Origin of the sequence: Paenarthrobacter sp. NPDC090522 (assembly GCF_044769225.1) — a bacterium.
Taxonomy (GTDB): Bacteria; Actinomycetota; Actinomycetes; order Actinomycetales; family Micrococcaceae; genus Arthrobacter.
Map to the genome: position 1 here is coordinate 1 of NZ_JBIVXL010000026.1, position 18,582 is coordinate 18,582.

At 59.7% G+C, this 18,582-nt stretch carries 27 protein-coding genes; 13 read left to right on the top strand and 14 right to left on the bottom strand.

Features of this window, described 5'->3' with window-relative positions:
• The coding region (locus ACIQT2_RS21760) for a hypothetical protein (protein ID WP_402950737.1) at positions 1 to 187 on the bottom strand (187 nt) is incomplete at its 3' end.
• A 518-nt stretch (positions 188 to 705) separates the two neighbouring features.
• On the opposite strand from ACIQT2_RS21760, the gene ACIQT2_RS21765 reads away from it, so the two are divergent.
• Both ACIQT2_RS21765 and ACIQT2_RS21770 read left to right on the top strand, forming a co-directional pair.
• Positions 706 to 1,542 (top strand): hypothetical protein, encoded by an 837-nt coding sequence (locus ACIQT2_RS21765; protein ID WP_402950740.1) that lies wholly within the window; start codon positions 706 to 708, stop codon positions 1,540 to 1,542.
• 766 nt (positions 1,543 to 2,308) lie between these two features.
• Positions 2,309 to 2,800 carry a hypothetical protein gene (locus tag ACIQT2_RS21770; RefSeq protein ID WP_402950742.1) on the top strand — a complete coding sequence of 164 codons (492 nt, stop codon included), beginning with the start codon at positions 2,309 to 2,311 and terminating at the stop codon, positions 2,798 to 2,800.
• A gap of 5 nt (positions 2,801 to 2,805) precedes the next feature.
• On the opposite strand, the gene ACIQT2_RS21775 is transcribed toward ACIQT2_RS21770, so the two are convergent.
• A complete protein-coding gene (locus ACIQT2_RS21775; RefSeq protein ID WP_402950744.1) occupies positions 2,806 to 3,123 on the bottom strand; it encodes a hypothetical protein in 318 nt (105 codons plus the stop codon).
• A 326-nt stretch (positions 3,124 to 3,449) separates the two neighbouring features.
• Here ACIQT2_RS21775 and ACIQT2_RS21780 point away from each other — a divergent pair, with 326 nt between their 5' ends.
• A complete protein-coding gene (locus ACIQT2_RS21780; RefSeq protein ID WP_402950747.1) occupies positions 3,450 to 3,599 on the top strand; it encodes a hypothetical protein in 150 nt (49 codons plus the stop codon).
• A gap of 270 nt (positions 3,600 to 3,869) precedes the next feature.
• On the opposite strand, the gene ACIQT2_RS21785 is transcribed toward ACIQT2_RS21780, so the two are convergent.
• The 4 genes from ACIQT2_RS21785 to ACIQT2_RS21800 form a co-directional block, all read right to left on the bottom strand.
• A complete protein-coding gene (locus ACIQT2_RS21785; RefSeq protein ID WP_402950750.1) occupies positions 3,870 to 4,187 on the bottom strand; it encodes a hypothetical protein in 318 nt (105 codons plus the stop codon).
• Positions 4,188 to 4,189: 2 nt separating this feature from the next.
• Positions 4,190 to 6,955 (bottom strand): class I SAM-dependent DNA methyltransferase, encoded by a 2,766-nt coding sequence (locus ACIQT2_RS21790; protein WP_402950752.1) that lies wholly within the window; start codon positions 6,953 to 6,955, stop codon positions 4,190 to 4,192.
• Positions 6,956 to 7,169: 214 nt separating this feature from the next.
• The gene (locus ACIQT2_RS21795; protein WP_402950754.1) at positions 7,170 to 7,853 is read right to left on the bottom strand and encodes a hypothetical protein; all 684 of its coding nucleotides are present in this window, start codon (positions 7,851 to 7,853) and stop codon (positions 7,170 to 7,172) included.
• A 109-nt stretch (positions 7,854 to 7,962) separates the two neighbouring features.
• Positions 7,963 to 8,172: a hypothetical protein gene (locus tag ACIQT2_RS21800; RefSeq protein WP_402950757.1), complete on the bottom strand. Its 210-nt coding sequence runs from the start codon at positions 8,170 to 8,172 to the stop codon at positions 7,963 to 7,965.
• 145 nt (positions 8,173 to 8,317) lie between these two features.
• Between ACIQT2_RS21800 and ACIQT2_RS21805 the strand changes: the two genes are divergently transcribed.
• Positions 8,318 to 8,662 (top strand): hypothetical protein, encoded by a 345-nt coding sequence (locus ACIQT2_RS21805; protein WP_402950760.1) that lies wholly within the window; start codon positions 8,318 to 8,320, stop codon positions 8,660 to 8,662.
• A 149-nt stretch (positions 8,663 to 8,811) separates the two neighbouring features.
• A complete protein-coding gene (locus tag ACIQT2_RS21810) occupies positions 8,812 to 8,994 on the top strand; it encodes a hypothetical protein (RefSeq protein WP_402950763.1) in 183 nt (60 codons plus the stop codon).
• A gap of 294 nt (positions 8,995 to 9,288) precedes the next feature.
• On the opposite strand, the gene ACIQT2_RS21815 is transcribed toward ACIQT2_RS21810, so the two are convergent.
• Positions 9,289 to 9,528: a hypothetical protein gene (locus ACIQT2_RS21815; RefSeq protein WP_402950766.1), complete on the bottom strand. Its 240-nt coding sequence runs from the start codon at positions 9,526 to 9,528 to the stop codon at positions 9,289 to 9,291.
• A 9-nt stretch (positions 9,529 to 9,537) separates the two neighbouring features.
• Positions 9,538 to 10,386: a hypothetical protein gene (locus tag ACIQT2_RS21820; protein WP_402950769.1), complete on the bottom strand. Its 849-nt coding sequence runs from the start codon at positions 10,384 to 10,386 to the stop codon at positions 9,538 to 9,540.
• 66 nt (positions 10,387 to 10,452) lie between these two features.
• On the opposite strand from ACIQT2_RS21820, the gene ACIQT2_RS21825 reads away from it, so the two are divergent.
• The 3 genes from ACIQT2_RS21825 (at position 10,453) to ACIQT2_RS21835 (ending at position 12,503) form a co-directional block, all read left to right on the top strand.
• Entirely contained in the window at positions 10,453 to 10,740 is a 288-nt protein-coding gene (locus ACIQT2_RS21825) for a hypothetical protein (RefSeq protein WP_402950772.1), read from the top strand.
• A 562-nt stretch (positions 10,741 to 11,302) separates the two neighbouring features.
• Entirely contained in the window at positions 11,303 to 12,118 is an 816-nt protein-coding gene (locus tag ACIQT2_RS21830; protein WP_402950774.1) for a hypothetical protein, read from the top strand.
• Between the two features lie 118 nt (positions 12,119 to 12,236).
• Positions 12,237 to 12,503 (top strand): hypothetical protein, encoded by a 267-nt coding sequence (locus ACIQT2_RS21835; RefSeq protein ID WP_402950777.1) that lies wholly within the window; start codon positions 12,237 to 12,239, stop codon positions 12,501 to 12,503.
• 67 nt (positions 12,504 to 12,570) lie between these two features.
• Here ACIQT2_RS21835 and ACIQT2_RS21840 read toward each other — a convergent pair whose 3' ends face one another.
• The 5 genes from ACIQT2_RS21840 to ACIQT2_RS21860 form a co-directional block, all read right to left on the bottom strand.
• The gene (locus tag ACIQT2_RS21840) at positions 12,571 to 13,413 is read right to left on the bottom strand and encodes a hypothetical protein (RefSeq protein ID WP_402950780.1); all 843 of its coding nucleotides are present in this window, start codon (positions 13,411 to 13,413) and stop codon (positions 12,571 to 12,573) included.
• Positions 13,414 to 13,536: 123 nt separating this feature from the next.
• On the bottom strand, positions 13,537 to 13,755 hold the full coding sequence (locus ACIQT2_RS21845) for an Rmf/CrpP family protein (RefSeq protein ID WP_402950783.1): 219 nt from the start codon (positions 13,753 to 13,755) through the stop codon (positions 13,537 to 13,539).
• Positions 13,736 to 14,467 (bottom strand): hypothetical protein, encoded by a 732-nt coding sequence (locus ACIQT2_RS21850; protein WP_402950785.1) that lies wholly within the window; start codon positions 14,465 to 14,467, stop codon positions 13,736 to 13,738. The genes ACIQT2_RS21845 and ACIQT2_RS21850 overlap by 20 nt, the downstream gene beginning before the upstream one ends.
• Positions 14,468 to 14,644: 177 nt before the next feature.
• Complete coding sequence (locus tag ACIQT2_RS21855) at positions 14,645 to 15,214, bottom strand: hypothetical protein (RefSeq protein WP_402950788.1); 570 nt, start codon at positions 15,212 to 15,214, stop codon at positions 14,645 to 14,647.
• A gap of 137 nt (positions 15,215 to 15,351) precedes the next feature.
• Positions 15,352 to 15,612 carry a hypothetical protein gene (locus ACIQT2_RS21860; RefSeq protein ID WP_402950790.1) on the bottom strand — a complete coding sequence of 87 codons (261 nt, stop codon included), beginning with the start codon at positions 15,610 to 15,612 and terminating at the stop codon, positions 15,352 to 15,354.
• Between the two features lie 151 nt (positions 15,613 to 15,763).
• Between ACIQT2_RS21860 and ACIQT2_RS21865 the strand changes: the two genes are divergently transcribed.
• The 4 genes from ACIQT2_RS21865 (at position 15,764) to ACIQT2_RS21880 (ending at position 17,838) form a co-directional block, all read left to right on the top strand.
• Positions 15,764 to 16,174 (top strand): DUF6573 family protein, encoded by a 411-nt coding sequence (locus ACIQT2_RS21865; RefSeq protein ID WP_402950793.1) that lies wholly within the window; start codon positions 15,764 to 15,766, stop codon positions 16,172 to 16,174.
• Between the two features lie 85 nt (positions 16,175 to 16,259).
• Positions 16,260 to 16,709: a hypothetical protein gene (locus tag ACIQT2_RS21870; RefSeq protein ID WP_402950796.1), complete on the top strand. Its 450-nt coding sequence runs from the start codon at positions 16,260 to 16,262 to the stop codon at positions 16,707 to 16,709.
• 148 nt (positions 16,710 to 16,857) lie between these two features.
• A complete protein-coding gene (locus tag ACIQT2_RS21875; RefSeq protein ID WP_402950799.1) occupies positions 16,858 to 17,304 on the top strand; it encodes a hypothetical protein in 447 nt (148 codons plus the stop codon).
• A gap of 78 nt (positions 17,305 to 17,382) precedes the next feature.
• The gene (locus ACIQT2_RS21880; RefSeq protein ID WP_402950802.1) at positions 17,383 to 17,838 is read left to right on the top strand and encodes a hypothetical protein; all 456 of its coding nucleotides are present in this window, start codon (positions 17,383 to 17,385) and stop codon (positions 17,836 to 17,838) included.
• Positions 17,839 to 17,893: 55 nt separating this feature from the next.
• On the opposite strand, the gene ACIQT2_RS21885 is transcribed toward ACIQT2_RS21880, so the two are convergent.
• The gene (locus ACIQT2_RS21885; RefSeq protein WP_402950805.1) at positions 17,894 to 18,163 is read right to left on the bottom strand and encodes a hypothetical protein; all 270 of its coding nucleotides are present in this window, start codon (positions 18,161 to 18,163) and stop codon (positions 17,894 to 17,896) included.
• A gap of 191 nt (positions 18,164 to 18,354) precedes the next feature.
• On the opposite strand from ACIQT2_RS21885, the gene ACIQT2_RS21890 reads away from it, so the two are divergent.
• Positions 18,355 to 18,570 (top strand): hypothetical protein, encoded by a 216-nt coding sequence (locus ACIQT2_RS21890; RefSeq protein WP_402950808.1) that lies wholly within the window; start codon positions 18,355 to 18,357, stop codon positions 18,568 to 18,570.
• The last annotated feature ends 12 nt before the right edge of the window (positions 18,571 to 18,582 follow it).

The following is an 18,582-nucleotide window of genomic DNA, read 5'->3' on the forward strand; positions in this document are numbered from 1 at the left end:
GTGGCAGCAGCGGAAGCCCAGCGACAACGAACTGCACCAGGGCAAGCGAGCGCAGCAGCACGGACGGCACGGACGGCACGGCAGGAGGCAGGCAGGAGCGCGAGCGCGAGGGGCGGCCCGAAGGCAGCAGCGGCACCAAACACAAAAGGCCGGCACCCACCGGCAGCCGCCGCAGCAACCATGGCACCCAACCAACTCAGGCCAAAGGCACCAGACCACACACACTACCCACCAAAAACGTCCCGTCCCCCCACCAAAGACACGGACTTAGCGGGGGAAATACAGAAACACAGAAACACAGAACGCAGGGGAGGAAAGGGGCGAGCACCCAGGGTTCGGGGGCGCGGGGCAGGGGCAGGGGCATAAAGACAGGCAATTGAAGATCATGAGTTTCGGAAATGTTCAAGTCACAAGGTCAGCTCGGATACCAAATGTCTGAAATGCCTAGATACACTCTGGCATCAGGCGTAAGCGACGGAAGGGCTGTCCATGAAAAGATCACTAATTATTCCGGGGATCATTGTGTTGTTATTGACGGGATGTTCCTCGCCTGCGCCCTCATCCTCAAGCGATTCGCAAGGCGTCACATCTACTCCTGCACTGAGCCAAACAGCATCACCTACTTCCACTGCCTCATCCGTTGCAACAGGCGGTTCCGGACCCATTGCGTACATCTGTGCACGGACCCAAGCATCAGTTGGGCGTGTGAATATTGCCGACGCATCGGTGGAGACGCTGGCAGTATTTAAGGGTGGGGAGGAGACCGCATCAGGCTGCATCGGAAGCACTCCATCCGGGCAAATGAGCGGACCCCGCTACCGACAGACGTTTTCCCCAGACTTGAAACGGATGGCGGTCTCATGGAGAGACGCAACGTCGAATTCCCATCGTGTCGGCTACATAGAGGCAGCGACAGGAAAGCGAACTGACGTTACAGCAATACTGAACGGCGGAGAGGATTTCTCTGCTGCTCCCCAACACAACAACGCCATGTTTGATCCCGACGGTTCGTTCTTCTTCAGAGACATCAAGGCCAACAACTTCAAATGGGTTGACCTCACCACGATGAAGGTAACTAAGACCTCAACGCCGGACGATATGCGCGGAGACAACTGGTGGATCGGCGTTGGAGGCGAGCCGCAATCGGAAGCTGAAGACATAACTGCGGGGGGACCGGACCAGATCCTTCCAGTCACAACTGATGACGCTGCGCTCTCATGGTTGGACAGCAACCGGTCCTTGGCCGTGCACTATGTCTTCGATGGCACTGCCACCAGCCACGCATTCCTCGGGATACTTAAAGCCCACGTCAAGCAAGCGGATGGGAAAGCGCCCTCAGACAGCTTTACCGCCATCACTCCGGAGTCAGACTTCAACATCACCAGCGCTGTCGCGGACGACAAGAAAGAAAATGTCTTCTTCACCGCCTACCGAGGAAAAGAAGCCTACCTTTTCTCAGTGCCCCTAGACGGCAGTTCAGCACCAAAAAGGATCGGGGCATTCAAGGCTGACGCCCGGCTTATTGACTACGCGGCTCAGTAGCAAACCCTTAGACGGAGGCCCCAGGGAGATTGCTCTCCCTGGGGCCTTCCTGGTTCCCGCGCCCAGCTTGCTGGCAATGAAAGCCGGCCCCACACCATGAACCCGACAGGCGAGCATCAAGAACCACCCGTGTTCCCCGGCGTATACCTCGACTAGGCAAGGGTACGAAGCGAGCCCGGAGCAGGGGGCACTACAGGTCAGCGCCCCCTGGGCCGCCGACGATGCGGCATGCCCGAGGGGAGCGCGGGGGGCAGCAGGGGTCGGGCTCCCGACCCCCTGGAACTGACGGAATTCCGTCAGCTCCTCGCACCAAGTTTTACTGGCCCACGGAAAAGTAACTGTCGGAATTCCGACACAAGCCGATTAGCTGTCACCCGCGCCCCACGGGACCGGATTTTGAAAGGCGAGCGTTTCGCTCCCATGGCTTACATAGAATTGCGCTTGACAATTCTAGGCGCGAAATCTAATATTCTTACATCCACTTGAGAAACAGTGACTTATTGAATGACTCAATCACACACCCAACCAAGACTCTACTTTGTACTGAATATTTAATTACTGTCTTATAGGGGTTTCCCTATGGTGAAAGCGGCCCTACTTGTGCGCACAAGTAGGGCCGCTTTCCTATCCCCTGGATGGCATCTGCATTGCCCCGGTCCGCACTAACTCGTTCCTCTAGCCCCCTCAAATCGTCGAGCATAGACCGCACCCGACGGTCCACCAATAAGAGCACTTTTACACACCGCAAAGATCGGATTTGTTTGTTATGAGCAAGAAGAAGATTTTTATGAATCGCGCTGCACACCTCGTGGACATTGAGAATCAAATAGGCTCTCCAAGGTGCAGCCCCCACGAAATTGAACAGTGGTTTGACTACTACTCTCAGACCGTCAATTTGGGCCGGTTCGATATAGTAATATTTGGCGTCACGAACATACATAATGCCTTCTCTGTGAAGGCGTCCGGCGTCCCGGCCAGAATCATTCCAAAATTTGGACCCGATGGTGCCGACCTTGCCCTGCAAGACGTCATGGAACACGAAAACCTACCCGGACGCTTCGCAAGGGTCTATTGCGCTTCCGGTGATGGCGGTTTCGCTGATCATGTGAGCCGTCTAGCGGCCTCAGTTCCGGTGCTCGTTGTAGCACGCAAATCCGCCCTGTCGAAGCGCCTTGAAATCGCGGCTACATCGGTTGTCGTCTTGGCCGAAGTAACGAGGAACGAAGAAGCGGCGGCTGCCCTTCGGCTAGCCAGTTGATTGATCTAACCGAACCCCGGCAGATCGGGGCTGTATGTGTGCCACCGGGCTTTATCGGTACCGATCAGGTCAACAATCTGCTGCCAAGCGTTTTCGACTTCATCGGAGGTCAGGATGCGGTTTGGCTCGAACCAGCCGATGCCGGTGTTCCACTTGCTGACCTCGATGGCAACAAATCCTGGAGGAACCAGGTCCAGGGTTTCAGGACGCGTCTTTACCAAAGCCAGCGTCTCCGCAGAAGTGTAGGTAAGCGGCTCTCCTACATATTCGCTGAGGGACTCTACGACCAAGGGGGCCTGTTCTGCTTCAAGCCTGTAGGGCATATATATCCGGCAAGTGTTCCCGTCCTGGTCCCAAACAACGTGCCCAATACTTCTCACAGTCTTCCGCTGCTTCCCTGGGCTTGCCGTCCATCGGGCATGAATAACAGTGAGGGCCGTGCAGGCCAGGGAAAGTGGTGCGTCCATGAGAACAAAGCTAGCCGCACTTCCAGGCCGCACACGCAACGACGGCACGGGCAAGCGTGTAGGCTCGAAACAAGGTCGCCCCCTGTAAGTGTTGTGCTGGATCAGTGCAGTGCTGGTGGGGGCGGCCTTACCTCTCTTCTCCGACCGCTCTACGACCCCATACGAGCACCTAAAATCGTCCCGTGATACTTACCGGCACCGTAACCACAGCAGAAGACGCACACGACCACATCAGCGCCGAGGGTGCCACCTACGAGGAAGCCCGCGAAAAGCTCTTTGCCCTTGTTGGTGGAGATCGAAAGCTGATCGTCATACGCACGGACAACTACTAGTCGATTCGCCACACCTAACTTGCAGCAGGCACCACAAGGAGCCAGCCGCTAGTAGCTGCTGGCTCAGGGGCAACCCGGGGAAGACGGTCGCGGCAGTCGTAAGCGCGTTCAGGGCATCAGTGATTTGTCGATTCATACCCCCAGTCAGTCCCACCCCAGAAGGCGCATGTGGGAAGGCGCGCACTAAGGCCGTTTTCCACGAATGCAACTCGCCATATCTGCGAGCGCATGACGTTCAGGCGCGCGCCGAGTTTGGCGGTGGCCGGCGGCTTAGTCAGCCGGGTATTCGTGTCCGGGGACGGGCGTCATGGCATGCACGCGGTCCATCACCATGAGGAAATCGGCTTCAAGAACTAGTCCTGTCGCTTTGTCCACGAAGATGGCCGGGGCGTCCATGATCACGAACTTATCGTTGTTGTCCTCCAGATATTCACGCGCACCTTCCACGACTAGATAGCTGGTTTCGTCCTCCCAACCGTAGTCCGCCACCATGTACGTGCCTGGGGCGTTCCACAGGGGTTCTCGCAGCGCTCTGACGGCCTTTCTGGCGTCCTCAAATGTCAGTTGTGCCTTATCGGATGGGGTCATGACTAGGCGGCCTTGTTTTGGGCCTTGGCCAGTGTTTCGTACAGCTCAAACATCAGGGTGATCCGGCGTTCATCGTTTGGCACCGATTTACGTCCGAAGAAAGCGTGGTCCACGGTCTTGTCCAGTGCTGCGTGTGCGCGGATCAGGTCCAGGGGCATGGCGTCGGGGTCGTACATCTGGGCCAGTGAGAGGCCCGGATGGTTTTCGCGGGCGGCCTGTACTGCTTGCCCGGCGGCCGCGATTTCTTTTCGCATCTCGGGGGTGACGGCGGGCAGTGGCAGTGTGTTCCACACGCCTTGTTTGTTGAACCGCAGGTCACTCTTGATGCGTCCGCCGATTGTCTTCTGCCAGATGACATAGGCCGTGGAGGAAATGATGGCGAACATGAAGCCGTCGGGGTCGTCCGCGACGAAGTTGGCGTTGCCCGCGATGGTTTCCGGGCCGAGGCGCTTGGCAGTGAAGAACAGCCGTCGTTCCAGGACGTGGATCGGGATACAGAGATAGTTTGTTTCGGGCTGGGCGATTTGACGGAACAGGCGGGCAGTCCCGGCCATTGAGGCGTATTCGCGTGTTGATGCCGCATCACTTGCGAGCCGGAAGGCTTTGATCTGGTCTAGCCGTTCGCGTAGGAGTGCTGAGTTTTTGAGGTCAGCAGGATCTAGGTCAACCATCCAGAGGCACCATCGGGGAATGTCGTGGAGCAGTTCCTTTGTGCCTACGAAGGGGCGAACGTATTTCGCTGCCGCCGGGTCGCTCATAAACTCCGCGTACTCGTCCGGGCTGATGAAGAAGCCGCCGCCGTCTGTGGGTTTGCTGCCGTATCGGACTTCCCCCAGGAATCGGCTTAGGGGTTTGGATTGGGGCGGCACCACCAGGGACGGCCCTTCAACCAGGTAGGGGGCGATATTTGATACCTCCCTGGGTTGTGGTTCGCCCTTGATGCTCGGGTAGTCGAATAGAACTTTCCTGCCAAGGACGCCGCCGTGAGAGAAGGCGACAATGACGACGTGGACGGAGGCTTTGCCGCTTGCTTCGGAAGTCCATGCGAATGTGCGGTGGGCAAAGTCAATCTCGAATCCGCGGCCCAGGATGGGCCCCCACAGGGGAGCCACCTGCTCGCCTTGGCAGATAGAGGAAGTTGAGACGAATGCGATTCGCCCCTTGTGCGTGCCCATGTAGTTGGCTGCCTTGATGTACCAGCCGCTGACGTAATCGAGGCTGCCGTGATACAGGTTCTTGCCCCAGACGGCTTTCAGCTCAGTGGTTTGCTGATCTGTGCGGAGGCTGATGCCGATGAATGGTGGATTGCCGACTACAACCACGTCGTCCCCTGCTGGCAAGACTAGGTTCCAGTCGAATCCCAGGGCGTTGTCCCTGACAATCTTTGCCGAAGTCGTCAGTGGCAGGCGGTCTGGAGCGGTTCCTACCGTTTCCATCATGTGCCGGTTGGCCTGGTGGTCGGCAATGAACAGCGCAACCTCAGCGATCCTGGCCGGCCATTCCTCCAGTTCGATGCCGTGCATCTGCGCCAGGCTGACTTTGAGGCCCATTTCTTCCCCGAGCAAGACAGTCTGGCCGCCTCCAGCTTGGAGCTGCTGCAGCTGCTCGATAATTCTCAGTTCCAGGGTTCGCAATTCGCGGTAGGTGACCACGAGGAAGTTTCCGCACCCACAGGCTGGATCGAGGAACTTGTATGAGGCGATCTTGTTCCAGAGGGCGTTGAGGTTTTTGACGCTGAACTGGGCAGCTTTGAATTCTGATTGGAGCTGATCCAGGAAAAGCGGTCCGATGGCACGCAGAATGTCGCGTTCGGTGGTGTAGTGCTCACCTAGCGCCCGTCGAGCTTCCTTTGACTTCACGGACTGGAACATCGACCCGAACACGGCGGGGGATATCAGGCCCCACTCGAAATCGCAGGCTGACAGGAGAGCTTCACGGGTGGTTTGGTCGAAGTGTGCTGTGGGGATGACCTCGGTAAAGATCGAGCCGTTGACATAGGGCAGCCGCAGAAGCATCTCGTCCGTGCGTGCAGATCGGTCATTCTGGGCAGTGTCGAGGGTTTGGAATATGTGTTGAATCCAGGCCCCCAGGTCGGACCCGTCAGGGGCGGTCTTGTCGGAAATGATCTGTCGGAACAACCCTCGTTCCAAGAGGCCTGTATCTTCTCCGAACAGCAGGAAAAGTATGCGGGTCAAGAAGACGGAGACATGGTGATCAGAGAGTTTGTCATCTGCCAGTGCGTCGTAGAGCTGGGCCATTTTGTTAACGGCTTTGGCGTTGGCTGCCTGCTCTGAAACGACGACGGACGGTGCCCGCGTATAGCCAGCCATCCATGTGAACAGGCCGATGCGGTTCGGTAGAGACTTTAGATCGAATTCGTGGGTGACCTTCGGGGTTACGGATACGTCATGAACGACGAATCTGTTGAAGTCACAAAGGACGATCAGCCTGGGTAGGTCTTTGTCGTCCAGTGAATCCAGGTAGTCGTATGCCTGGTCAGCCGCCTTGCGGAGGTCTGCGCCGCGTGACTTCTGTTCCACCAACAGTTCACCAGGCCAGAACACGTCAATGCGCCCTGACCTGCCTGTCGTGAAGCGGCTGGCGTGGTGTTCGAAGACTACGAAACGTCGGGCATCGATACCGAAGGCCGCGAAGAACTCGGCCCAAAACATTTGCGTGTCGGCGTTCTCTCGGCTCGCGTCGCTCCACCGCTTGGCGAACCTGCCCGTATTGGCCCTAATCTCCGCCAGAGAAAGCTTCGACGCCACACCACACCCCATCTAGAAACACACAACAAAGTCGAGCCAAATGTATCCCAGCTAATGGCGCCTATTCGCCTCATGACTCAACGCGGAGTCAGCACGCGAGCGCCATTGGAAGATGGGCAAGCAGAAGGGCCGGCTTCCTATGTGCAGTAGGCCGGCCCTTGGCAACAACGGACGAACAGAAAGGTGTGTAGCTAGCTGAGGGGCTAGTTTCGTGTTACCCGCGGATTGTGCGGGTCTTAGCCTTTGCTTTCCATGTTCCGCTGTTCGGGTCTTTCAGTACCTTCGTTGAACTGCTCGGGTCTTTGACAACCTTCACGGTGTGGGTGGTGTCTGCGTTGGTGATTACTGCCCAGACTTCGGGGCTTGCCGTGGTGTCCGCGTTCTCAGTACGGATTCCTTCGGTGGTTGTTTTAGAGGGGCGGCCTGCCTGGCGTTTCGTGTGTTCTTTCCACGATTCGACGGCGGCGCGAATCCAAAGCGGTCCCGTCCGGGGTTCCAGGGCGGGCGTCGGGAAGTCTTCGCGCTTGGTCAGCCGGTGGGCCTGCTGGCGGGTGACTCCCAGCAGGTCGCCAATGTCCGGGATAGCCATCATGGGCGGGAACGTGGGTTCCTCGTTTTCTGCCGTCCTGGTTCCGTAGTCGAGGATCCGAATTGAGGACAGTTCGGCCTTGGGCATGATGGGTCCAAGGTCGAGTTCCACGAAGTTGCGGGCCAGGTTGGAAGCGTGCCAGGCGTCGATTGCTTCGACTGAGAGTGCCAGCCCAAGTTTGGGTTCGTCTCCTGCGGAGATAGCGCCGTGCAAGGGAGTCACGGCGTCAATGAGATCGTCGAGCTGGGAGTCACTGACGGGTGCCTCCAGCTTTAAATCCAAGTCGATAAACCATGTCTGGTCAGTCATGGTTGGTCCTTTCGCCATTGTCTTTCTGTTCTGTTGTGCCGGGGGGTGAAGCGGCTTAGCGGTTCAATTGAAGCCCTTTGCCCCGCACGCTGGGTGCGGGGCGGGGGCCTCATTTGGCTTTGTGGATGAATCCCGACTTTCGCAACTGTGCCTGCATGTTTTCCCATGCTCTTACGTCGCTTGGAGTCTTGTGGATTGTCACTCCCGGTTTGCTTCTATCCGGTGGTAACGCCATCCAGCCTGACTTGATTGGTTTGAGCCGGAAGCCTTGTGCTTCCAGTTCTTCCAACAGCCATTTGAGCCGCTTGTCTTGTGCCATCTTCACCCCCCCTCGTCCGTTGTTATGTATCTAGCGTAACACAAATAGGTTACGTATGTAACCCATTTTTTGGAGGGTGTTTTCTTGCCCCTTTGGGAGGCGGATAATCCTTGCATCGTCACGGCATCGAGTTAGGCGGCACCTCATGGCTTGGGGCAAAACAGACGAGCAGAAACAGGCAGAAAAAGCAGCCAAAGAAGCAGCAGAATATGCGGCTAGCCCTGTGGGCAGGGCCGATGCTGCTTATCGGAACGGAGACGGCCTATTCCAACTAGAGCTTCCGGTAAACAAAATCAGCAACAGCAAAGTCTTCCCGGGGCCTCCCCTTGGGGGCCTGCTCGGACAAGTTGAGGCTGTCGGCTGGCACCTGGAGCATGTGGGCTACGTCTACCTTCAAACGGACTCTTCCAGCCTGCCCGGCCTATTCACTGGAACCATTGGCCAGGTAGCGGGCCACACCATGGGGATATATCTGTTTCGCAGAGTTTGACCGGCAAGGCGTCGGGTACCGCTGGTACGCTGTCCGGGCGGGCCGCTGCCGGTTCCCCCAATCCCGTCAGCGGCCCGCCCACAGCAAAGGGCCGGCACTCCCCGTTCAGTAGGCTCGAAGGCAGCAATTAGAAGGGTTATGGGGGATTCATGCAGCTCACGGCGCATATCAAAGAAGCAGCGGACGGATGCCTGACTGTTGGCGTGATCGAGTTCCCGTTACTCGCTGTTCAGGCCAAGAACGTCAGCGAAATTCCTGCCGCCGTGTCCGAATCCGCCGCCGTACTCACGGGCAGGCCAGTCAGCGATTTCGACGTGTCAGTTCGGTACTGAGCCCTTGCGTTCCTTTGCGATCACGCCTCTAATCGTGGCCGCGATCGCTCTAACGGCAGCCGGGTCTTTATCCCACGATTGACCAGGGCGCGAACACGCCCGAAAACTCGTCACGCCTGATTCTCTGGTTACGGCCTCGAGTTCTTCCCACGCGGCCTTTAGATCCTCGGCAACTTCCGGGGATAGGGGCTCATCCGGTATTGGAGCTGGCGCAACCGTGGGGGCTGTTTTCGCTGGAGCTGGCGGCGCTTCGGGGGTGCGACGGAAAAGACTTCTTAGGCCCATACCCCCAGCCTAGAACGCCCAGAGAGCGGACGACCCGATAGCCGCCACCCTTTCGTCTAGGTCTTTGCCTTGGCGGCTCCATAATGAGACGTTCCCGGAGCCTATGGAGAGGCTGGCGCGGTAGCCGTCCCATTTGGGTTCGTAAAGGCAGCCGCCGGGCAGCGCGTTTGCCGCCGGTACGGTGTTGATGGCCTTGGCTAGTGCCAGCTCCACAGGTAGGCGTAGTGAAGCTGGCACGTCGTCGCTCATGCGGTCAGACTACGTCGCCTTTCGTTCCGGGAGGAAGGCGAGTTGTTGGAGGTTCGTAACGTCGATTCTGATCTTTTGGGAGCCACCCATAACGCCCTCAACGATCATGTGCGCGTCGTACAAGTCCCACCAGCGTTCGATACCGAGGAGCTGGAATAGCTCGTCTTTCAGGGCGGGCTCAACTCTCGTGGTCAATAAGTGCCCTCTGGCATCGCAGTTGAGCCACAGATAGCCTCCGTTCCCGTTGTCGGTGACGTTGGTAATGACTCCCCAGAATGCGCGAGTGCCGCCCTGATGAGGGGTCTGCTGGTTTACTTCTGCGATCTTGTAGAAGTAGTCAGTTGCCCGGACGGCAGCGCCTGCCCCCGTTCCCCTGGCTGGCACGTCAAGATACAGGTCTTGCGGCGGGTAGTCGGGGCGGTTGCGGAGGTTCCTGAGTAGGGCACGGAGGTTGGTCACGTCGTGCAGAGGTCCGCCAGCGGCGTTTCCGCCGTTTCGGCGTGTACCGCCACCGCCGGGGCCGTTTGGTGTCTGGTGGAGGGGACCGGGCTTGCTGTAGCGGACTTCCTTATTGCCCTGGGCAGGGGCTCGGTTTGGCAGGGGATTGCCGGGGCCGTTATTACGCCGACCAGGGTTGGTGTCATAGTCGCAACCTTCGTCATGTTCCCAGCCCGTGGCGATCCTAAAGTGGGCATTGCGCTTCTTCGCGTCAACAAAGGTGGCTTTCTGCTCGCACCCGCAACAGATGAAGGTGGGGCGGCGCTTATCCAGCCACTCCTTCGGGTGATTTTGCGCCTCGGCCCCGAGTTTCGTGGCATACACCGGCTGCCCGTCTTCGACGCAAAAAGCGATATCCAATTGTGTTCCTCCCCATGCTGATTTTGGGCTCATCTTACTGTCAGTGCCGGGGCGTAGCCTGTGGGGGTGCAACAGGTTCTAGTGGAGACAGCGGCGGGCGTTCCGGTGCGTTTTGAGTGCCAGGGGCGGACGTGGCATGTGGCCGCTGATCCGGTGCGCTGGTTTGAGCGGATCAACTGGTGGTGGGAGTTCAAGCGCTACCCCCGCCACAATCCGCCGCGGATCGACGTTGAAGTGTGGCGGGTCCAGGCCAGGCTTGGCAGGCGGGGAGAACTGGTCACCTTTGACTTGATCCGCAGCTCCGAGCGCACCGCCTGGAGACTTCGCCCTTACGCCCCGCCACAGGCCGCCTAAGCCGCCTGCGAGCGCGGGAAAGTTGCGCGGCTGGCACCGTTCCGGATTGGGGTTCTCCGGCCTAATCTTGGCCTTGTAATAAAGCTGCCCCTTTTGTCCGCGTGGGGTGGCTTTCGCCGTAGTTGGGAGCTCCCGATGGACTGGTTGATTTGGCTTATCGTCCTTGTTGTCGTTGCCGCGATTGTGGGTGGCATCATCGCGCTTATCGCTCTCGGCCTTCGCTATCTCATTCGGAAGACGCCACCTAAGGGGCCGACGACTACATAGGGCGTGGCCCCATTCCGCCAAGTTGTCGAATCGACATACTCCCGCTAAATGGCAATTTTTCTGGGAACTCGACACATCGCTGCCTTACGATTCGGAGCAAGAACGCACCTGCTTGGTGCGTAAGGATGGGGGCACCATGTTTCGTCGGTCACTGGTCGGAATCACCATCGCAGTCAGCCTGACAGCGGGGCTGGTTGCTTGTGGAGCACCCGCGTCGGCGCCATCTGCCACTGCGACTGCGGCAAGCGATTTCTGTGGAACCGTTGGGAAGCACAGGGACCGTTACCTGCAGACCATGAATCAACGCACAGGCAGCGACTTGGCAGACATTGTGAATACCCTCTCTGCCGTCGGGGACTTGAAGCTTATGTGGACGGATATAGCAGCGGTCGCGCCACCCGAAATCAAGACCGACGCTGAAGCCGCTCGGGATGCCTGGTCGAACGCTGAATCGGCAGGTGTGAGCGGCAAGAAGGTCGAGGCAGTCGGGAACGCACTCTTGAATTCCGGCTCCATAACAAGGGTCAATGCCTTTATTGCCGCCAAGTGCGGCGCTGAATATGCGCCACTTGGTGCACCACCGTCCCCTACTCCAACGACAACAACGTCGACCGCAAAGACTGTCCTCGCAGAAGGAGAGTGGACGGATCGCAGTGGCTACAAATACAGGTTCGTTCTCGACGGCCCGGTCAACTACCAGTTCACATCGGACATCAAGAATGCGCTGCCCGGGAAGGCGCTGATTTCCTTCATGCATTCAACCACTGGGACGATTTATAACTTGACGCCCGGACGCAACGCTCCGGTTCCGGCAGAATTGGGGTTCCAGACCGCATGGAGCGCCGGCCTCGCTTGCAAGACACTTGGCGGGGACTCTAACAACGGCCACGGGTTGCCTCGCGGGGCCTGCGGTCGGGTATTCCAGGTCGGTGTCACTGCTAAGCAGATTCCGGCAGGTGGCTCAATAACATTCCGGGCTGCATCTGGGCTTAACATGGCGATTCCTGTAGACGAATCCTTGGTTGAACAGCTCAGGGCCGCTTACGGAGCGCCCGACCAGTACACGCTTGTTTCCGGTACGGAATGCACGATCAAGGGCGCCCTCTGCTGATTGATAGCCTCCGCGTCCGCCACCGGGCTGCCTGGTACCCCGCCTCCTGCACTACTTCACCAGTTAGCGACCGGGCAATCATGCGACAGTCATCCGCTGCCTGTGACAGCATTTGTTCATGGGCTTTCTTGACCGCATTGCAGGCGCACTAGGTTTTCTCCGTGCACTATCCGACGAGGAACTGGAAGAGCAGCGTGAGGCGCTGCGTCTGCGCTACGTCTCCCACAGGAAACCCGACCGTGAGTCGCAACGCCTCTACGACGAGTTAATCCGCTACGACAATGAGTATGCGCGGCGGGCAAACGAGGCCTATGCTCGCGAGAACCCAGAACCACGCGAACCCAGGCGTCGTACACACGGCTGGTACCTACCGAACGATGACTAGGGCCGCCTCTTCACCGCTGGTAACCCGAGAGTCGGACAAAACCGGGCAGCATCCCGCGAGCGCCTTTCTAGTCTGGTTCCGCATCCTTCTTCGCTGAAAGATCCGGGTACAACAAGATGCCGAGCACAAATAGTGGGAGCGCGGCAAGAACGAGAGCAAGATTGAGAATGAGCAAGAGGACCTCTAACAAGAGGCTTAGCAGAGTTTGTTTGAACTTATCCGCCGTGGTTGGGGACTTGAAGGTGGGATCGTGAAACCTTTGCGTCGCACACGTCATGCAAAGGGCAATGAGAGTGGCCGCTCCAGCGAGGGTCATTACCATTGCAAAAGACTCTGTCCGCCAGAAGATAACTAGGTCCGGCGGGGTCGTATCTTTCAGTTCGACAAGGATGACCGCAATCAACCAGTACACGGCGGCGCAGCGCAGCTGTACTTGTTGTTCAAAAGTCCTGAGCTCTTGGTCGTATGTTGCAGCTTTCGAGTAGTCCGCCCGGGCGGCCTCCAGTCCCAGCGCGTGCATCTCTCCAGTTTCGGAAGTCATCCAGTTAGTTACCGGACGGGCTTTTGCGCGGCCTAGGTGACGCCCTGCATCCAAAAGCTCCCTTAATGACTCCCTTTGGTTGTAGACCGCCCGGACGTATTGGGCTCCGGCTGCTGCCGCCAGGATCACAGCTCCCCAACAAAACCACGTCACACGCGGTACACCTACGATCCAGTTGTGGACTTCAAGCGTTCCACGTTCGACGCCAGAGGGCAGCCCGAGTGCCAGAAGGAATTGACCAACGGCGCTCGTTACTGTGATTTCGTGCAGGATTCCCCACAGCGCAAACCAGGCAACGCCAGACGTGACGAGAGATAACCACGGCGCGTTCTTCAACCGAAAGAGACCCAAAATGTCCATTGCGCTCACATGCAAATAGTTGCACGTCGGTGAGGGCCGCGTGGGAATCCGCTTTGGCTGTCGCATGCTCCGCCTACGGACTATTGCGCTCCACTTCGTGGCTATCCCTACAGCGGTAGCGCGAGCGCTTTTCTAGTCTGTGGTGGTTTTTGGTGCCGTGGCTTGGTTGTTGGCTCTTGCGCGGTCGGTTTTGGATGCTGCGTAGCCTCGGTACCAGGCGTCTCCCATGGCTTCGCCTTCGGGGGTGCCGAGTTTGTAGGGGCAGGCTGTTGGTTGTTGGCCTTGGAGGTAGGCGTTGTAGCCCTCTTGCTGGCATTGAAGGATTTCAGCTCTAGAAAGTGTGTGCGACATTCTCAAATCCTTCCAGACGCGCGTTGCGGGCTGCTTTAGCGTCGGAGGCCCAGCCGAACATTGCGTGTCTGAAAGAACCTAGTGTGTGTCTGCCGTTGGCTGCGAACCACGCCTGCAGTTCTTCGCTGCCGTACTTTTTGACGCGGGATACGGGGCCTTGGAACAGGCTGAAACTGTCGATGCCTTTGGCTTGGCCCTGTTTGTTGACCATGAACGAGAGTTCGGATTCGCACTTGCGGTATTGGGCGTAGACGTAGTTGTCGTATTCCTCGCGGGCTACCTCGTGCGGAGTGAGTTTGCGTTCCTCGCGCAGGGTGGGGTTGGTGAGTGCGTCGCCTTCGCCCACGGTGGGGGCGGTTCCGGTGCCCCATACGTCGGCGGCTTCGCGTTCTTCGCGTTCTTCAACCAGGAGCTGGAGTTTTTCCAGGGCTTCGGGGTCGTCGCCGTAGGTGGAGTACATGCCGCCTATGTCGTCCCAGCTTGCGGCGTTGACGGTTTCGGGGGTGATTTCCCCGGCTCTGGTGGGTTGTGGTGCCGGTAGGGCGTTGTCGTTGGTGGCTGGGATGGCGTGTTGTTCGCGTTCGCCCAGGCGGGTTACGGCGGCAACAATGCGGTTCATGCCACGGGTGATCTTTGACATGGGCGCGTTGGCTGCTTCGAGGGCGTCTTGTCGTTTTTCGAGGCGGCGCAGGGAGGTTTTCGCGTTAGCCACGGCTTGCACCAAAGGGTTTGAGTGGTACGGGCAGCGGCGGCCGCCGTGGTCTTTTGCTCTGCACATGTTTTGTCTTGTCCCCTCCCTTGACGCCACCCATTGAATCATGGGCGGCGTCGTGGGCCGGGGTCGCTGGTGGGGTCGGCATGGTGCTTTCCTTCCCGAGCTGGTGACGGTTTAGCGGCGGCTGGAGCTGTTGGCGTAGGCCCCGAGGACGAGTGCGCCAACGACGACGAGTGCGCCGAACTGGGCAACGGTCATGGGGATCGACGCGGCAAGCCGGGTGATGATTTCAGCTATCCCGTTGAACACCGCGCCGAGGCCGATCACAAGCGCGGGCGCTGCTGCCACCCGTCCCACCCAACGGCGTGCCTCGTACGTGTAGGGCTGCGTGCCATGCCAGGAGGCGCTGAACGCCCAGCCGAGCAGGCCAACCAGGAGGCAGCCGAGGAAAACCCAAAACGCTCCCTGCCCGTTGTCCATGTGGCGCATCATGACGCCCGATCCGATGTACCCGGCCACGACGGCGGCAAGGACCACGAGGATAACCAGGATCGCGGCGGGCACCTTCCATACGGTGTCCTGTGCTGCGCCGACGACGACAGCGAACATCGGCAGTGCCCCGGCGATCACGAGCGCCGCGACGGCGAGCGCTGCCCATGCAATAGGCCATGCCCACCAGTCCCAACCGGTTTCGAACATCTTGGGTACTTCGTTGCTTGCTGTGGTGATGAATGCCTGAATCATCTTGTCCCCCTTCAAGGATGGTGTGGCTGGGCCGGATGGCGCCCCGGCAACTGCTGTCGCTGATGAAAGTAGCGGCGTGGTGCTGGCGAGCGCCGGGGCCTTCGGTATCCCCTATGCGGGGATACCGGCAACGGCGGTTAGTGGACTGCGTTGCGCTGCTCTGCGGCGATCAGGACGGCGGCTATTTCGTCGTGCCAGTCGAGTGCGCCGTACTGGCGTGTGGTGTGCAGGAGGTCGGGGTTTACGCGGGCGTCTTTGGTGATTTCTTCGGCCATGCTGCGGATCGAGTCAGCGAGTTCCTGGGCGGCGTCGGTGCTGTAGGTGGCCGGTGATTTTTCGACGATTTTGGCGAGTTCTTCGAGGAAGACGACGGCGGTTGCGGTGTTCTGTGTAGCCATGTTTGCGGCCCCTTTTCGGTGGGTGTTTCGGCTGCTTGCCGGGGTGTTGTTACCAACGTACCGGACACCAACGACTTTTCACAAGTTATACTTGTATTATTTTTACAAGTGCTGTTAGTGTTATTTCATCGACAGTGACGGAAGGGACACCATGAACGACTTTTGGGCAGACGCGGAAGTGATTTCGGCCTACAGCCGGGCGCAGGCCATCGGGGACGGCGTACTGAAGGACGTAACCGAGCTGGCGCGTGAGGCCGGATTCACTTACCCGGTGGCACTGACCGCAGGGGCGTGGGCCGAGGCCGTGACCTGGAACCCCGCGCAGGGCGAGGGGCAGGACGAAACGGGCCGCTTGTGGGACGTGGTTTGGATGGGCTCCGCTGCGATCCGCCGGAACCGTGGGCGGCACGCAGCGGCCACCAACCGCCTGCCGTTCCACCTGTACCGCATCCCGAACGTTCCGGACGCCACGGAGGCGACAGAGCTGGAGTTGGTGATGGAAATCGGCGGCGGCGACGAGGGCGAGCCGGTCATAACGATCATGCTCCCGACCGAGGACTAGCCGGGTTCGCCCGGCAAGGTGCGCAGCGCACCTTGCCGGGAGTGTCCGACCAGCCCGAGATACCCAGACAGGAAGGCAACACCCAATGACCAACACCACCAGCCCCGCCCGCGTCGAAACCTCCCGCGCCCTCATGGACGGGGACGTGATCACGCAGGCGGGCACCGACTACTACGCCTACAGCGGCCACCGGGGCACCATGGAGCTGATCCGCTTGCATGACCTCAAAGACGGATTCGCCCCGAACGCCTCCAGCTACCGCGCCCCGGCACGCAGGGCCACCGAGGACGAGCGGGGCCGCGTGATGGCAATGAAGCTGGAGCAGTTGAACGCCGAAGCGCCGTACCGGCCCGGCGCGCTCGTGCGGCCCGTCAAGGCCAGCAAGCACGCGGACCCCAACGCGCTGTACGTGATCCTCAAAGCCAACGCCAAGACCGTCAGCTTTACCGAAATCGGCGGCAACCCCAACGGCGCACACCTGAACGGCCCCCGCTCCCTGCTGGCCATCGTGGACCCCGCCGACGTACTGAAATAGCCCACCACCGCCGGGCAGGCAGAACGCCCACCCGGCACCCCTCCAAAATAATCACTAGTCCCGTTTGTATTTTCATACAATCGGGACTAGTATTATTTTCAGGAGGTCGGGGGAAGCCCGAACCGCCACCACGGAAAGGAACCGCACAATGACCGAGATTTTCGCCGCTGCCACCAATCGCCGGCTTGCCTTCTACGACACGTCCGCACGTGACGGGCTGGCCCTCGACGTCGCCCCGTGGACGCGGGTTCTGGTGACCATCAATCCCAGCGGCCAGCACCTTATGTCCGTAACCGTGGACGGCGGGAAGTACACGCGGTTCGGCCACGACTACACCCGCGCCCCCGGCCCCATGCACGCCGACGAGCTGGGCGGGATCGGGCTGGGCACCGAGTACGGCGACAAGGTGGCAGACCTCGCGTTCTCGCTCGCGGCACTGGCTTACCCCGGCCTCACCTCATGGGCCGAGCTGGAGCCGGGAACGGTGGATAACTACTACGCCGACGCCCACGAAATCATCCGGGCCTACCCGCATCTGCTGAGCCTGCCCGAGCGCGAACGGCTCGCCCCTGTCTTCGCGCAGGTCGCAGCCTAACCCCCTCGCTGGCGGCGGGCACGGAGCCCGCCGCCAGCACCCCACCACTTGACCAGGAACAGAACGAAAGCAGGAGAAGTGACTACCGAAAACACCGCCGCAGCCCTCGAAACCGAAGCGGTCAAGGTCGAACAGTCCGTGAAGGTCTATCTGGAGCACGACAGCGTAAACCGCCGTTGGATCGTTGACCCGCTGACCATGGACGGCGGCCCGCTGGACGGACTGGACTCCCCCGACGTTGACATTCGGCCCGAGTACCGCACACCTGAGACGCTGGCCGAAATGGAGGCCGCCGCAGAGCTGCACTTGCCCAACGGCGAACAGCTCGTATTGCTGCTGGTCGAAGCGCTCCCGGAAGAGTCGACCATCAAGGACGCCGTGGCCGAAGTGCTGGAGGCCGCCGCGAGCTGGGCCGACGAGCTGACAAGCTATGTCGCCGCCGCCAGCGAGGCGAACGGCGAACACCAGACCGCCGCGAACCAGCGCGAAACCGCCGAGGCGATCCGCCGGGCCGTGACGCTGCTGAACGTCTAGAAACGACGGCAGGGGGTCGGACTCCCGACCCCCTGCACCATTCCACCTGCCCCGGCTAGGCCGTTTTCTGCTCCAGCCGCCAGCCGCGCACAGACAGGCCGGGGACGAAGTCCCAGCCGTCCGCCCGGCATTCCGGGCACAACAGGCGCACGTCATGTTCCCGGAAGCCAGGAATGTTGTCGTGTTCCTCGACTACCTTCCCCTTGCCGCAAGGGCACTCGAAGTCGTACCGCTCAATATCCCCGGACCCTGCCCCGAAACCGGCGCTGCCGTCCCGAAGTGAGCCCTTCCGTTCAGTGCGGATACCCCGCTCGCTTTCACTCATGATCGGCACCTTAGCCGAGCCCGGCCCCCGCTGGCCGCACACGTCCACAGCGCGGCCCTCGCAGTGCCGCGCCCAAGGATCCCGGCCCGGCGTTCACCACCCCAAAAAATAACTACCGCACTAGCTTGTATTATTTTCACTAGTGCTGTTAGTATTATTTCAAGAGGTCAGGAACAAGCCAGGAGGAAACCATGCGCCGCACACCGAACATCGACACCATGAAAGTCCTTGGAGCCTCGATCCAGGAGGCCGCGGTGACCGTCACTGCCGACACCGAGGCCGAGGCCAACAAGATCGCCGGCGCTTGGCTTCTGCACCACGCGAATAAGGACAACCTGGTTCTCTCGTTCAGCTACCGCGAAGGCATCCGCAACGCGGACGGCACCATGACCATGCGCTACTTCTAGCGCCGCCGGGGC

Excerpts from the sequence above, each read along its gene's own strand:
- ACIQT2_RS21770 (WP_402950742.1), top strand. The coding sequence starts at position 2,309 with ATGAGCAAGAAGAAGATTTTTATGAATCGCGCTGCACACCTCGTGGAC.
- ACIQT2_RS21775 (WP_402950744.1), bottom strand. The coding sequence starts at position 3,123 with ATGCCCTACAGGCTTGAAGCAGAACAGGCCCCCTTGGTCGTAGAGTCC.
- ACIQT2_RS21785 (WP_402950750.1), bottom strand. The coding sequence starts at position 4,187 with ATGACCCCATCCGATAAGGCACAACTGACATTTGAGGACGCCAGAAAG.
- ACIQT2_RS21795 (WP_402950754.1), bottom strand. The coding sequence starts at position 7,853 with ATGACTGACCAGACATGGTTTATCGACTTGGATTTAAAGCTGGAGGCA.
- ACIQT2_RS21800 (WP_402950757.1), bottom strand. The coding sequence starts at position 8,172 with ATGGCACAAGACAAGCGGCTCAAATGGCTGTTGGAAGAACTGGAAGCA.
- ACIQT2_RS21805 (WP_402950760.1), top strand. The coding sequence starts at position 8,318 with ATGGCTTGGGGCAAAACAGACGAGCAGAAACAGGCAGAAAAAGCAGCC.
- ACIQT2_RS21810 (WP_402950763.1), top strand. The coding sequence starts at position 8,812 with ATGCAGCTCACGGCGCATATCAAAGAAGCAGCGGACGGATGCCTGACT.
- ACIQT2_RS21815 (WP_402950766.1), bottom strand. The coding sequence starts at position 9,528 with ATGAGCGACGACGTGCCAGCTTCACTACGCCTACCTGTGGAGCTGGCA.
- ACIQT2_RS21830 (WP_402950774.1), top strand. The coding sequence starts at position 11,303 with ATGAATCAACGCACAGGCAGCGACTTGGCAGACATTGTGAATACCCTC.
- ACIQT2_RS21835 (WP_402950777.1), top strand. The coding sequence starts at position 12,237 with ATGGGCTTTCTTGACCGCATTGCAGGCGCACTAGGTTTTCTCCGTGCA.
- ACIQT2_RS21845 (WP_402950783.1), bottom strand. The coding sequence starts at position 13,755 with ATGTCGCACACACTTTCTAGAGCTGAAATCCTTCAATGCCAGCAAGAG.
- ACIQT2_RS21855 (WP_402950788.1), bottom strand. The coding sequence starts at position 15,214 with ATGATTCAGGCATTCATCACCACAGCAAGCAACGAAGTACCCAAGATG.
- ACIQT2_RS21860 (WP_402950790.1), bottom strand. The coding sequence starts at position 15,612 with ATGGCTACACAGAACACCGCAACCGCCGTCGTCTTCCTCGAAGAACTC.
- ACIQT2_RS21865 (WP_402950793.1), top strand. The coding sequence starts at position 15,764 with ATGAACGACTTTTGGGCAGACGCGGAAGTGATTTCGGCCTACAGCCGG.
- ACIQT2_RS21870 (WP_402950796.1), top strand. The coding sequence starts at position 16,260 with ATGACCAACACCACCAGCCCCGCCCGCGTCGAAACCTCCCGCGCCCTC.
- ACIQT2_RS21875 (WP_402950799.1), top strand. The coding sequence starts at position 16,858 with ATGACCGAGATTTTCGCCGCTGCCACCAATCGCCGGCTTGCCTTCTAC.
- ACIQT2_RS21885 (WP_402950805.1), bottom strand. The coding sequence starts at position 18,163 with ATGAGTGAAAGCGAGCGGGGTATCCGCACTGAACGGAAGGGCTCACTT.
- ACIQT2_RS21890 (WP_402950808.1), top strand. The coding sequence starts at position 18,355 with ATGCGCCGCACACCGAACATCGACACCATGAAAGTCCTTGGAGCCTCG.